We start from the raw sequence: 12,693 nt of genomic DNA on the forward strand, positions 1-12,693 counted from the left end.
ATTTGGATTATTCATTTGCAATAATATGCACCTCATACCATATTTAATTTGTAACCCCGATCGATAAATAAGTGACAAAGTTCACAATAAGAGTGAGTTACTACGTTATGGTTAGGACAACATATCAACATGCTCCGCTGAGCGTTGAGATTCTCAATGACACGTTACGTTTAGATGGGATAGATCTGCTCAACAAAACAACGTCTGAGCTGAGTCGTATCTCATCATCATTCTGTACATGTGTGATCGAGCTAGACCCATTTACCTCAAAGCCCACTTTGCTCGCCTCTTCAAGTGATCAGCGGTTACTACGTGAGAACTACACCTCACCTCTGACACGAGCAACCTGTACCTTAGTCACTAAAACCGAGCAGGATTCCATCGTATGTGCAAGCAACGCCCATGAAGCAAATCCTCAAGAGCAGTACATTATTGAGCACGGCATTGAGGCTTATATTGCCGTACCGCTCAAGACGCATAACGGTGAAGTACTGGGTGTTTTGCTGTCTACCTACACAACCGCGCTAGATAGCAGCCAGTGTGATGAACTCATTTATTACCATAAGCTGTTTGGCAACCTTATCGCTCATAGCTTGAGATCCAAATGGCTGTCAGCTCGGTCAGATACACTGGTTGAACAACTGAGCTACGAAGTGTCCCATGACAATCTAACTGGGCTTCTCAACCGTAGCTTTCTGTCGGATAAACTAGAACGGCTAAATGAGCTACAAAATGAACCTTTTACTCTAGCCTATATTGATATTGATAACTTCAAATCAATCAATGACCTGTATGGTAACTATATTGGTGACCAGATAATTAAATTTGTTGCCAATACCATCAAAGAAACCATCAAAGACAAGCAACTCGCATTTCGTATTTCCGGTGATGAATTTGCTTTTATCACGCTATCCGGTGATCCATTCCAACTCTGTTACGCCCTGATTGAGAATTTAGAGAAAGGCTACAAAGATCCGGCGCACAACATCAAGTTCAGTGTCAGTATCGGCCTGGCAAGAAACAACGGGCACAACATTAGCTCAGATCAGATAATCCTTAATGCAAGCTTGGCTCTGAAAGACTGTAAGCAATCTCGTCATACCCATATTCAGTGCTACGATACTCATTTGAGCGCTCAATATTATCGCCGCGCTTTAGTAATTGACGCCCTTCGTCAGGAACTGGAGAAAAAATGCCTCAGCCAGAGTGAGATCTATGTTGTCGCTCAACCGATCGTCGATTTGCGCAGTAACAAATGGGACTACTTTGAAATTCTGGCTCGTTGGCAAAGTAAAACACTCGGCCCAATATATCCGATTGAATTTATTGAAGCAGCCGAACAGTCAGGGTTAATTGTGGAACTTGGCGAGCGAATAGTCGAGCTGGCATGCCAAGCAAAACAAAAGCTGGAGCAGGGATTAGGCCATAACGTCAAGTTGGGGATTAACTGTTCAGCGCATGAGCTCAACAACTCGACTCGTTATCTTCAGCACATACTCACTACCATTCGTAAGTATGATTTTGCGCCACAAGATTTTACGATTGAGCTAACTGAAACCGTGCTGCTCTCACAGACGGAAGAAGTGAAAGAGATCCTCAATAAGCTTCGTTTACTCGGGTTTAAGGTCGCATTAGATGATTTCGGTACTGGTTATTCGAGCCTTAACTATATTCACAGCTATCCTATCGACTGCATCAAAATTGACGCGACCTTCATCAAGAACATGCTAACTAACGAGACTGCGGAGCGGGTTGTTTGGTTGATCGTTCAGCTTGCTAACCAGCTTGGCGTATCGCTCGTGGCTGAAGGGGTAGAAGATCAAGAAGCGTTAGACAAGTTGACGGCGATGGGATGTCCGCTCATTCAGGGATACTACTTTTCGCGTCCTGAAACGCCAGAGGTACTTGTTAGCAAAAACTTTGAACGTAGCGAACCGCAGCAAGTATCAAACGGCTAGTAATGGTGGCGGTGAAGTGTTGTCGGTGTTAGAAGGGTAACTCGACTTGCATAACAACATCGCCATCGTATTTTTCGTGCCAGCGATAATCGAGCCTCATTCTTGGTTTACCTGAATTCATGTCACCAAATCCAAAGCTCAGCAACAACCCGTGACTTTTTAGCCACTCTTCGGCATTCATAGACTCTAACTGTTTCTCCAGTTCACTGGGTACCCATACTCCGATGCCGACATAGTTAGATGCCAAACTGCGGCTCAAGATCGGGTTAATGTCTTCACTCATACTCCAATCCGCCCAATATTCACTGTAATCTTGCTTATCACTAGTGGTTAGATCATTGAATGAGTCAAGCGATTTTGTCGTATATTCAATACCTTGGAGCAAAGAGACACAAAGCCCCTGTGTTTTACCAAACATGACTGATTGAGTCGAGGAGTAGATCTCGCATCCAGCCGATGCAGATGACGAAAATAACGTCAACGCTATAAGTCCGAGCTTTGACATTCATACCTCTTATATATCGCACACCAGCCCGTTTAATAATACTCCATTTCGGCTAATCTGTGACACACTTTTTCAGTCGTCAGGTTAGAAATATCCCGTTTTTCACTCAGAGCTTGGCGAATATCTGTGCTTCTTACTTGGACGGTTTCTGGGCAACTCAGTATCGACCAACGAGCGACTATCTCTTGTGCATTATAAAATTTGGCGAAGTTGAACAGGTTATCAGGCCCCATAACAAAGGTCAGTTGACTGTCCGGATGCTGAGCTTGTAGCGCTTCAAGTACAGCGAAGGTCGTAACGCTGGCATCTGGTTTATACAATGTTTCTTCGATTGTCGAACGCTCAACGTTAGAGACCGACAAATCCTCGATAAATAAATCCACCAGCTCACATCTGACTGAATAATCCAGCATCTGTTTTCCCCAAGCATGAGCAATACTTGGCAACAGCAAAACCTTGTCAAAGTGGCCTAAGGACTCAATAACACTTTTGTGTCCTAAACTCGGCGGGTTAAAAGCACTTCCAAATACTGCAATTTTGCTCATTTTGTTCTTCACTCTGTGGCGAAAACTGTGATCACAGTTTTCTAATTCTTTGATTGAGGTATGATATAGCAAGGTGACTTTAACACGTCCACTTCAGTTGAGATAAGTCTTGCTGAGATAGACCTGTTAAGGCTATCAGGATTACCACAAAATTTTAAACTACATTGCTTGCAGGAAGGAAACATAATGGAACAGTTGATTCGCGATGAAATGCGCGTTCTGCCGTCAATCGACCCTCACTTTGAAATCGACCGCCGCGTAGACTTTATCAAAAAAATGCTCCAAGATGCGGGTTGTAAATCCCTCGTTCTTGGCATTAGTGGTGGCGTAGACTCCACGACTTGCGGTCGCCTCGCTCAGATCGCTGTTGACCAGCTTAACGAAGAATCAAACGGTGGCTACCAGTTTATCGCCGTTCGCTTACCTTACGGCGAGCAAAAAGATGAAGACGAAGCTCAGTTAGCTCTCCGGTTTATCCAACCCACACATTCTGTTTCGGTTAACATCAAATCAGGTGTTGACGGATTACACGCTGCAAGCCACACCGCACTTGAAGGCACTGGACTTCTACCGCAAGACAAAGCAAAAATTGACTTTGTGAAAGGGAATGTCAAGGCTCGCGCTCGCATGGTGGCACAGTACGAAATCGCAGGTTACGTCGGTGGCTTGGTTATCGGCACGGATCACTCAGCAGAAAACATCACCGGTTTCTACACTAAGTTTGGCGATGGCGCATGTGATATGGCTCCGCTATTCGGCTTAAGCAAACGTCAAGTTCGAGAAGTCGCTGCGACGCTAGGTGCACCAGAACTTCTAGTGAAAAAAGTTCCAACGGCAGACTTGGAAGAACTTGCGCCTCAAAAAGCTGACGAAGATGCTTTAAACCTAACTTACGATCAAATCGATGATTTCCTCGAAGGAAAGCCTGTCTCTCCAGAGGTGACTGAGCGTCTCGTACATATCTACACAGTAACTCAGCATAAGCGTCAACCAATCCCAACTATCTACGATTAAACGTCACTTAAGCCCTTATCCCTTGGTAGGGGCTTTTGTTATTCATGCCCGCAAACAACATTGATAAGCAACATTTGTTGCTATCAACGCTAGCCTAAGCCGTCACACTCTAACCAAATATTGACCTAAGCCACTAGCAGGAAAGCACGCTTTTCACTACACTAAGTCGGTTAACCTACGGCGCTGAACCCAAGGCGGCTCTCTCGCCCCTCACTTTACTTGTTTTTTTATCATCGACGCTAATTAGTGTATAGAAGTATGGAACAGGATAAATTTACCAATATTTATCGATTGCCCACAGCAGTGCAGATCCGCATTGGAAAATGGCAACAAACCTTTAATGGCACGTCAGATATTGTCATGCACCAAGCAATCGAAGTGCGGAACCAGCAGTACCGTAAACCTGATTTTTTCCCAACGGGCTGGAGCGTTCAATTATTCGATAACAATGACATTTCAGTAACGCATCACGGGAAATATATTCAAACGGCGATGCGTACCATGCTTGATAGAAAAGTGTCCTACAAACGAGTTTATCTGTCTCGTGTTCCTTTAGAGCAGGCAGAGCCCGGCATCATCGCGTTCAAGCAAGAATGGATTTCAAAACACAACCGCGTCGCACGAAAGTACAATCAAATAAAGAAAAAACAATTTCTTCGCTTTGCTATGGAAGAGGTAGAAACGCTTTATCCCTCAATTCCTAAAGGTGAGTTTGATGTCCAGCTGTGGAATAAACTGGTCGTTTCTGAAATTGGTCCTGCGAAGAAGTTTGATAACCCCTATTTCGTCAAGAAAGCAAAAGTATAAACGGTAAGGGCACCATTCAGGTGCCCTTTTTACTTTTTCTCGTAGCTAGTATTTATCAACAATATCTTGATATTGACTACGCCCAGCCGCGTCCTTCTCCTTGAGCATGTCGAGCCCTTTTTGCAATTTTTCGACTATCGCGTCGTCTGTGTCTCGGTTAATTGCAAAATAGACTTCACCTTCACTCACCACATAAACAGGTTCAAACAGATCAGGGTCAACTTTGGCTTGCCTTGTCCACCAATACGCCGCTCGCTCTGCATAGACAAACAGATCGATGCGCTTTTTCATCAACTGTTCCGCCAACACAGTGACATAGGAGGCTTCTTGCATTGAGTTGCGAGGAATGCCCAGTGAAAGCAGACTCTGTTCTCCTATATCATCACGAATGACACCAATTCGGTAATTGGCCATATCCATAGGGGAATTAATCTTTATGTTTGAATCTTTGCGCGCTAGCACCACAACTTTGATATCAAGAATTGGCCCAACCCACTTAAAAAGATTCTCTCGGTGTTCAGAGCGCGTGGTTGAGAAAAGAATGGAGTCTTTGTTCGTTAAAACCGTCCGATAAGAACGCGCCCAAGGCTGTAACGTCACCTGACTAAGTTCTATCGGCTCTCCAACCAGCTCACTGGCGGCCATAAGGATGTCGATCGAATATCCCGTCATCTGGCCATCTTTTATAAAATTTGCTGGCGGGTAGGATTCGGTATAGAAAGATATTTCACGTAGATCGTCTTCAGCGAAGCTCACACTAAAAAACACCAGATACGCAAAAATAACGCAAACCAGTCGTCGCATTGTGAATGCTCCCTATCTTGCCCTTACTAACATTAAAGTTAGTTCACAGCAGAGCAGTTCTAAAGGGAGAAGGTAAATTATATTAGCCCATTCCGGCTAAGCCCCCTTTTGACGCTAGAGCACATCTTGCCAAATCGACGAATCTCATCGAACTGAGGTGTAACTCCGCGCCTGAGTGCGGATTCCCAATAAGTCAGTTCAGAATCAACCATTTCCAATAATTTCTTGGGGCAACCAATACAGTTTCCTTCCGTTCCACAAACAAAGGTTTCGGGTTCATATAGGGGGAGCGTGTTTTTCACCTGCTCAATAATGCTCAGCATCGCAGTGGCTCGGTCAGGCTTTCTCACTGGTTTCACTTCATTTGTTCAAGAGCGTAAAGAAGGCGGATTATAGTTCTGATGACGAAAAAACCAATACCTACAAAGTGTCAGTAAAACAAAAAAACCTACCAACTCTGGGAGTTGATAGGTCTTTAGATTACGACTAAAACGTAAAGTTATAGCACTTTATGCAGCTTATGAGTCCGCTCCGCTTGCTCCGCCATGGTTAGGAACGAATCAATCCAATGAAGAATCAGTGCCGAATCTTGTGGTTGTTCTAGCTGACGCAAAGCTTCATCAGCCTTTTTAGTACCAATGATTTCGCGACGCTTTTCAACTAACTTAGCGGTGAACTCATTACTAAACTCAGGATGCCCTTGCACTGTAAAAATGTGGTTGTCTTTCACCAGCATAAAGTTAGGACAAAAATCATTACCTGCGATGACCTTAACACCTTTAGGAACTATCACCACTTGGTCCTGATGACTGACCAGCATACGCACGCTATCCATAGATAGGTTCATCCACTTCTTCTGCGCGTTTACATTGACAGGGTAACTGCCCAGTCCCCAGCCTTTTTCAGACTTCATCACGGTGCCACCGAGCGCTCTGGCAATAACCTGATGACCAAAACAGATACCGACTAATGGTCGACGAACGGCCTCACATCGGCGAATCCACTCCATTAGACCAAGTATCCAAGCATCATCATCATAAGCGTTGTGAACACTACCTGTAATGATAAAACCGTGGCATTCGTCAAGGCACGGCAGTACCCCCTGAGTTGCATCAAAATCAACAAACTCAAACTGACTGTTCACTTCATGGAGAGAAGCGGCAATCATATCGAAGTACTGACCGTGGAGGTCTGACAACGGTGGGGCTACGTGCCCACAAGTAATGATTCCTATCTTCATTGTTCACCTATTTCATGGTTGGCATAACGAATTCACTATCCCTTTGACCTCTAGGCCAACGTGCTGTCACAGTCTTCATACGAGTGTAGAAACGTACGCCATCATTGCCGTGAACGTTGAGTGGTCCAAAGATTGAACGCTTCCAGCCCCCAAAACTATGGAACGCCATTGGCACTGGAATTGGAACGTTTACACCTACCATGCCAATTTCAATCTGTTCTGTAAAGTTTCTCGCCGTATCACCATCACGAGTAAAGATCGCTGTCCCGTTTCCAAACTCATGTTGGTTAATCATATTAACGGCATGCTGGTAATCGTCAGCTCGCACTACTGAAAGAACGGGACCAAAGATCTCTTCTTTATAGATGGTCATATCTTCCGTCACGTTGTCAAACAGCGTACCACCGACGAAGTAGCCAGGAGAACCTGCATCAAAGTTGCGCCCATCAACAACCAGTGTCGCGCCTTGATCAACACCTGACTGAATGTAGTCAACCACTTTATTTTTGTGCGGCTCACTTACCAAAGGCCCCATTTCATTTTCAGGTGTTACACCAAGACCTGGGCCAACGCGTAGCGCTTCAACCTTCTGTTTAAGTTTTTCTACTAAGCGATCTGCAACCTCATCACCCACCGCTACGGCAACCGAAATTGCCATACAACGTTCACCTGCCGCACCATATGCCGCGCCCATAATCGCGTTTACCGCCTGATCTAAATCCGCATCCGGCATCACAACTAAATGGTTTTTCGCGCCACCTAGCGCCTGAACGCGTTTACCATTTGCACTACCTTTTGCATAAATGGCTTCAGCAATCGGCGTTGAACCAACAAAACTTACCGCTGCAACATCAGGGGATTCAAGCAGCGCATCAACGACTTCTTTGTCGCCTTGGACAACATTAAATACACCGTCTGGTAGACCCGCCTGTTTGAGAAGATCCGCCAACACCATTGCTGCACTCGGATCTTTTTCTGACGGTTTTAAGATAAAGCTGTTACCACAAGCCAACGCGACCGGAATCATCCAAAGCGGAACCATAACCGGGAAATTAAAAGGAGTGATACCAACACAAACACCTACAGGCTGCATCATTGAATAACTGTCAATTTCACGACCAACATTAAGTGAGTGTTCACCTTTCAACAGGTGGGGAATACCACATGAGAACTCAACAACTTCGAGGCCTCGAGTCAGTTCACCCAGTGCGTCGCTGTGCACTTTTCCATGTTCTTGCGTGATCAAGGTCGCCAAACTATCTGCGTTGTCTTCTAATAGCTGCTTAAACTTAAACATCACTCGCGCACGCTGGAGTGGCGGTGTCGCTTGCCACTCAACCTGTGCCTTTTTCGCTATTTGAACCACTTCGTCAGCTTCTTGGGCTGTAGATAGCTGTACTTGACCACGTCGCTCTCCCGTCGCCGGATTAAAAAGATCCGCGCTACGAGTGCTTTTACTTTCAACTACCGATCCATTTATAAAGTTTGAAACTAAAATCGACATAATTATTCCTTGTATTCAATCGTGCTCAGCACATCACTTAAGATATTAAACAGTTCATCAATATGGTGTTTCTCGATAATCAGTGGTGGCGACAGGGCAATGATGTCCCCTGTGACACGAATCAACGCACCCTTCTCGTAACACGCTTGGAAAACTTGGAATGCTCTCGAACCCGGTTTTCCGGCAATGCTCGATAGCTCAATACCTGCAACCAATCCATAGTTTCTCAGGTCAATTACATGCGGTAGCCCTTTTAGGCTATGCACTGCATCTTCCCAGTATTGGGAAAGTTCTGAAGCGCGAGTATATAAACTCTCTTGACGATAGATATTAAGCGTCGCTAATCCCGCTGCGGCAGCAACTGGATGACCTGAATAGGTGTAACCGTGGAACAACTCTATCGCCTGACTCTCTGGGCTTACCATCGCATCGTAGATTTCATCACGAACAAATACTGCACCCATAGGAATTGCACCATTGGTTAATCCCTTAGCACTGGTGATGATATCTGGAATCACATCGAATTCTTGAGCGGCAAATGGACTACCAAGGCGACCAAAGCCAGTAATTACCTCATCAAAGATGAGCAAGATACCGTGCTGGGTACATATCTCTCTTAGCTTTTTCAAATAGCCTTTTGGCGGCAAGATAACCCCAGTGGAGCCTGCGATTGGTTCTACGATCACAGCTGCGATATTGCTCGCATCGTGAAGCGTGACAATATTTTGCAAGCTTTCTGCCCAACCCGGATCATATTCTGGCAGACCACGGCTAAACCCACTGTGTTCAATACTGAGTGTATGAGGAAGATGGTCTACGCCAGTCAGCAGGCTACCGAAAGTTTTGCGGTTATTGACGATTCCCCCCACGGAAATGCCGCCAAATCCTACCCCGTGATAGCCTCTTTCACGCCCAATCAGACGCGTTCGTGTCCCTTGACCAATGGTACGTTGGTATGCCAAAGCAATTTTCAATGCGGTATCGACGGATTCAGAGCCTGAGTTAGTAAAAAAGACTTTGCTCAGCCCTGCTGGCGCTATCTCAGCAAGCTCTTCAGCAAACTGGAATGGCAACGGGTGGCCCATCTGAAATGTCGGTGCAAAATCTAGGTTATGGATTTGCTGACTCACGGCCTCGCTGATCTCTCTGCGTCCATGTCCTGCATTACAACACCATAGCCCTGCTGTACCGTCGAGCACTTTGCGGTTGTCGTCTGTGCGGTAGTACATCCCCTCAGCTGACACCATCATCCGTGGTGATTGTTTAAACTGCGAGTTGGCGGTAAACGGCATCCAAAATGCGTCTAAGTTGTGTGTTTTTGCGAGATCCTGCATGTGCATTTCCTCAATCAATGACTAAGAGTTTGTTGTCTGTGATATCGGTCAAAGCGTTTCTTTTAATAAACGCCTAACCATAATGTTAAAACTGTGTTATAAAATACTTAACAAAAACGACTATAGCGTGGAAATTTACGCCATGCAATGTTTAAATTTTAAACGTTACAGGTCGAATGTGATGAAATAGATATCAAAATGTGTTTAATTTAATAATCACAGATGTTTTAGGAGGATTCATATCATGGATACAGAAATCGGCACTCGATTTAAAGCTTTACGCGAGAAAGCCGGATTATCTCAACGAGAGTTGGCAAAGCGTGCTGGAGTAACAAATGGCTTCATCTCTCAAATAGAGAATAACGCGGTCAGCCCATCCGTCGCCTCTTTGAGCAAGTTACTGAGTAAGATACCAACCTCTATGGCGGAGTTTTTCGCTATAGACGATCCACAACCTGAACAGTTTTACACTCGCAAAGAGGAACAACCAGAAATTGGCCAAGGAGAAATAAGTTATCGACAAGTCGGACATTTCCACGGTGACCGTCATATAGGTATGTTGAGAGAAACTCTCAAACCGAATGCTGACACCGGTGAGGAAATGCTTACTCACGAAGGACAAGAGTGTGGTGTCGTTGTTCAGGGCCAACTTGAGCTGACCGTCGATCTCAATACCGTTACCCTCCATGTTGGGGATGGATACTACTTTGATAGTACCCGTCCTCACCGTTTTAGAAACACGGCTGAAGAAGACTGCGTCATCATTAGCGCGAATTCACCAGCAAGCTTTTAAGGATAAGGCAATAATATGGATACTATGTACTGGCAGAACAAGGCAGAGACGATCAAGTTTTCGACTCAGGCGTTTATCAATGGACAGCTACAAGACGCAAAAAGTGGTGAAACGTTTGAGGTCATTAACCCTGCAACCGGCCGTGTTCTCGCCTCTGTGGCACGATGTGATCAACAGGATGTCGACCTCGCAGTCGCAGTTGCACGTCAAGCTTTCGAAAGTCGTGTTTGGGCAGGGCTTGCACCAGCGGAAAGAAAGGCCATCCTTTTAAACTACGCTAAAGAAATCGACGCTCACCAACAGCAGTTTGCTCTTTTAGAGTCGCTGGACATGGGGAAACCAATTGGTGATGCTATCGGTTACGATGCGCCTGCGACAGCTCGCTGTATTGCATGGAATGCAGAAGCCATTGATAAAATTTATGACGAAGTTGCCCCTGTAACAGAAGGCGCGCTCGCACTGGTGACCAGAGAAGCACTGGGTGTCGTCGCTGCTATTGTTCCTTGGAACTTCCCGACAGTGATGGCCGCATGGAAAATCGGTCCTGCTCTAGCAACGGGTAACTCCGTCATCATTAAACCTTCAGAGAAATCTCCACTGACGGCAATCTTACTCGCTGAGCTTGCCAAGAAAGCAGGCATCCCTGATGGCGTGTTACAAGTCTTACCTGGCTTTGGACATGAAGCAGGCCAAGCGCTAGCACTGCACAACGATGTCGACTGCATCACCTTTACGGGTTCGACCGCTGTTGGTAAGAAGTTACTTTCATTTGCAGGTCAATCAAACCTTAAACGCGCCTTTATGGAGTGTGGTGGTAAGAGTCCTCATATTGTCCATCACGATGTTAAGAACCTTGCTAAGGCTGCGGCGACTGCCGTCTCTGCCATTTGTTACAACCAAGGGGAAGTGTGTACTGCTGGGTCCCGTTTGTTGGTTCATTCTTCTATCAAGGATCAATTCATCGAACTGCTACTCGAAAACGTCAAGAATTGGCAACCAGGCGATCCCCTATCAGAAACGACCCGTGTGGGCGCAATTGTGGATGAATCTCAGTTCAAACGCGTTCTAGAGTATGTCGACATCGGCCAGCAAGAAGGGGCGAAATTGATCTGTGGTGGTCAGCCAGTGCGTCAGGAAACGGGGGGCTACTTTATCCAACCAGCGATTTTTACAGAAGTCACTCGTGATATGCGTATTTTCCAAGAAGAGATTTTTGGCCCCGTTTTGTGTGTCTCGACATTTGACACAATAGAGGAAGCCATTGAGCTCGCCAACGACAGCGATTATGGCCTAGCCGCGGGTATTTGGACTTCCGATATTTCAACCGCTGTACGCTGCTCAAGAGCGCTTCGCGCGGGTACGGTGTTTGTCAACAACTGGGATGGCGGTGATATGACGATGCCATTTGGCGGCTATAAGCAGAGTGGTAACGGCCGTGACAAATCACTTCATGCACTTGATAAATACACCGAAATGAAGTCGACATGGATAGAGTTGGACTAACGCGAACCGTCTCTAGAATGACAAAGCCTGTGATACCTTTTTCAAGGGTATCACAGGACAATCATGAGATTCGGTTGAGTAGAAATATAGAAATGGGTTTAGAAAGTGGGTGGCGTAGCCGCACTAATCAGTTCACATTCAACTTTGCCTCGGTTTCTAAAACGATGAGGTTTCTTGGTTTCAAAGTAGTAAGAGTCGCCCGCTTTAAGCAGTTGCGTCTTACTTCCAACAGTTATTTCAATTTCACCACTAATGATTATCCCTCCCTCTTCACCGTCATGTTGCAGGAAGTCCGGTCCAGTGTCCGTACCTGGTGGATAAAACTCGCGCAAAATCGCCAGTTTTCGTCCCTCACGCTTCGCCCCAACCAGTAACATCTTAATTGTGCCGTCACCAAGGTCCGCCATTTGTCCGAGTGTAAAAAAGATTTCATCTTTTGCCTCAATTTCTATGGTGAAAAACTCCCCCATTGAGATTGGAATAGCATCAAGAATTTTCTTTAGTGACCCCACAGATGGGTTAACGAGATTCTGCTCAATCTGGGAGATCATTGAGTTGGTGACACCGCTGCGCTTCGCTAACTCTCTTTGAGAAAGCCCGCGCATCGTTCTTATTGTTTTTAGTTGTTTCCCAACATCCATGGCCTATCCTCTAAAAAAGTAATTGCAACACTAATGACACAAATT

The 12,693-nt window shown here is 45.6% G+C and carries 13 protein-coding genes; 5 read left to right on the forward strand and 8 right to left on the reverse strand.

Annotated elements, in window-relative coordinates:
• The first annotated feature begins 107 nt into the window (after positions 1–107).
• Positions 108–1,958: a bifunctional diguanylate cyclase/phosphodiesterase gene (locus ACQEXP_RS05675; protein WP_426968724.1), complete on the forward strand. Its 1,851-nt coding sequence runs from the start codon at positions 108–110 to the stop codon at positions 1,956–1,958.
• A 28-nt stretch (positions 1,959–1,986) separates the two neighbouring features.
• Here the strand turns inward: ACQEXP_RS05675 and ACQEXP_RS05680 are convergent, their stop codons facing one another.
• Both ACQEXP_RS05680 and ACQEXP_RS05685 read right to left on the reverse strand, forming a co-directional pair.
• The gene (locus tag ACQEXP_RS05680; RefSeq protein WP_269375065.1) at positions 1,987–2,463 is read right to left on the reverse strand and encodes a hypothetical protein; all 477 of its coding nucleotides are present in this window, start codon (positions 2,461–2,463) and stop codon (positions 1,987–1,989) included.
• A gap of 32 nt (positions 2,464–2,495) precedes the next feature.
• Positions 2,496–3,008 carry a nicotinate-nicotinamide nucleotide adenylyltransferase gene (locus ACQEXP_RS05685; RefSeq protein WP_426968726.1) on the reverse strand — a complete coding sequence of 171 codons (513 nt, stop codon included), beginning with the start codon at positions 3,006–3,008 and terminating at the stop codon, positions 2,496–2,498.
• A gap of 186 nt (positions 3,009–3,194) precedes the next feature.
• Here ACQEXP_RS05685 and nadE point away from each other — a divergent pair, with 186 nt between their 5' ends.
• Both nadE and ACQEXP_RS05695 read left to right on the forward strand, forming a co-directional pair.
• Positions 3,195–4,022, forward strand: a complete 828-nt coding sequence (nadE, locus tag ACQEXP_RS05690) for an ammonia-dependent NAD(+) synthetase (RefSeq protein WP_426968728.1) — start codon at positions 3,195–3,197, stop codon at positions 4,020–4,022.
• A 258-nt stretch (positions 4,023–4,280) separates the two neighbouring features.
• Positions 4,281–4,829 carry a hypothetical protein gene (locus tag ACQEXP_RS05695; protein WP_426968730.1) on the forward strand — a complete coding sequence of 183 codons (549 nt, stop codon included), beginning with the start codon at positions 4,281–4,283 and terminating at the stop codon, positions 4,827–4,829.
• A gap of 45 nt (positions 4,830–4,874) precedes the next feature.
• Here ACQEXP_RS05695 and ACQEXP_RS05700 read toward each other — a convergent pair whose 3' ends face one another.
• From ACQEXP_RS05700 to ACQEXP_RS05720, 5 genes are all read right to left on the reverse strand, one after another.
• Positions 4,875–5,633, reverse strand: a complete 759-nt coding sequence (locus ACQEXP_RS05700) for a substrate-binding periplasmic protein (protein ID WP_269375069.1) — start codon at positions 5,631–5,633, stop codon at positions 4,875–4,877.
• Positions 5,634–5,710: 77 nt separating this feature from the next.
• Positions 5,711–5,956, reverse strand: a complete 246-nt coding sequence (locus ACQEXP_RS05705; protein ID WP_269375445.1) for a hypothetical protein — start codon at positions 5,954–5,956, stop codon at positions 5,711–5,713.
• A gap of 176 nt (positions 5,957–6,132) precedes the next feature.
• The gene (locus tag ACQEXP_RS05710) at positions 6,133–6,873 is read right to left on the reverse strand and encodes a type 1 glutamine amidotransferase (RefSeq protein ID WP_426968732.1); all 741 of its coding nucleotides are present in this window, start codon (positions 6,871–6,873) and stop codon (positions 6,133–6,135) included.
• Positions 6,874–6,880: 7 nt separating this feature from the next.
• Positions 6,881–8,377, reverse strand: a complete 1,497-nt coding sequence (locus ACQEXP_RS05715) for a CoA-acylating methylmalonate-semialdehyde dehydrogenase (RefSeq protein WP_426968734.1) — start codon at positions 8,375–8,377, stop codon at positions 6,881–6,883.
• 2 nt (positions 8,378–8,379) lie between these two features.
• On the reverse strand, positions 8,380–9,711 hold the full coding sequence (locus ACQEXP_RS05720) for an aspartate aminotransferase family protein (RefSeq protein ID WP_138970549.1): 1,332 nt from the start codon (positions 9,709–9,711) through the stop codon (positions 8,380–8,382).
• Positions 9,712–9,955: 244 nt separating this feature from the next.
• On the opposite strand from ACQEXP_RS05720, the gene ACQEXP_RS05725 reads away from it, so the two are divergent.
• Positions 9,956–10,504, forward strand: coding sequence for a cupin domain-containing protein (locus tag ACQEXP_RS05725; RefSeq protein WP_269375072.1), 549 nt, complete (start codon positions 9,956–9,958; stop codon positions 10,502–10,504).
• A gap of 15 nt (positions 10,505–10,519) precedes the next feature.
• Positions 10,520–12,007: an aldehyde dehydrogenase gene (locus ACQEXP_RS05730; RefSeq protein WP_426968737.1), complete on the forward strand. Its 1,488-nt coding sequence runs from the start codon at positions 10,520–10,522 to the stop codon at positions 12,005–12,007.
• 98 nt (positions 12,008–12,105) lie between these two features.
• On the opposite strand, the gene ACQEXP_RS05735 is transcribed toward ACQEXP_RS05730, so the two are convergent.
• The gene (locus tag ACQEXP_RS05735; RefSeq protein WP_269375074.1) at positions 12,106–12,648 is read right to left on the reverse strand and encodes a cupin domain-containing protein; all 543 of its coding nucleotides are present in this window, start codon (positions 12,646–12,648) and stop codon (positions 12,106–12,108) included.
• Positions 12,649–12,693: the final 45 nt, after the last annotated feature.

The sequence above is a fragment of the Vibrio sp. TRT 1302 genome, assembly GCF_050113875.1.
Classification (GTDB): Bacteria; Pseudomonadota; Gammaproteobacteria; order Enterobacterales; family Vibrionaceae; genus Vibrio.

Coding starts and splice junctions, on each gene's coding strand:
- ACQEXP_RS05675 (WP_426968724.1), top strand. CDS start 108: ATGGTTAGGACAACATATCAACATGCTCCGCTGAGCGTTGAGATTCTC.
- ACQEXP_RS05680 (WP_269375065.1), bottom strand. CDS start 2,463: ATGTCAAAGCTCGGACTTATAGCGTTGACGTTATTTTCGTCATCTGCA.
- ACQEXP_RS05685 (WP_426968726.1), bottom strand. CDS start 3,008: ATGAGCAAAATTGCAGTATTTGGAAGTGCTTTTAACCCGCCGAGTTTA.
- nadE (WP_426968728.1), top strand. CDS start 3,195: ATGGAACAGTTGATTCGCGATGAAATGCGCGTTCTGCCGTCAATCGAC.
- ACQEXP_RS05695 (WP_426968730.1), top strand. CDS start 4,281: ATGGAACAGGATAAATTTACCAATATTTATCGATTGCCCACAGCAGTG.
- ACQEXP_RS05700 (WP_269375069.1), bottom strand. CDS start 5,633: ATGCGACGACTGGTTTGCGTTATTTTTGCGTATCTGGTGTTTTTTAGT.
- ACQEXP_RS05705 (WP_269375445.1), bottom strand. CDS start 5,956: ATGCTGAGCATTATTGAGCAGGTGAAAAACACGCTCCCCCTATATGAA.
- ACQEXP_RS05710 (WP_426968732.1), bottom strand. CDS start 6,873: ATGAAGATAGGAATCATTACTTGTGGGCACGTAGCCCCACCGTTGTCA.
- ACQEXP_RS05715 (WP_426968734.1), bottom strand. CDS start 8,377: ATGTCGATTTTAGTTTCAAACTTTATAAATGGATCGGTAGTTGAAAGT.
- ACQEXP_RS05720 (WP_138970549.1), bottom strand. CDS start 9,711: ATGCAGGATCTCGCAAAAACACACAACTTAGACGCATTTTGGATGCCG.
- ACQEXP_RS05725 (WP_269375072.1), top strand. CDS start 9,956: ATGGATACAGAAATCGGCACTCGATTTAAAGCTTTACGCGAGAAAGCC.
- ACQEXP_RS05730 (WP_426968737.1), top strand. CDS start 10,520: ATGGATACTATGTACTGGCAGAACAAGGCAGAGACGATCAAGTTTTCG.
- ACQEXP_RS05735 (WP_269375074.1), bottom strand. CDS start 12,648: ATGGATGTTGGGAAACAACTAAAAACAATAAGAACGATGCGCGGGCTT.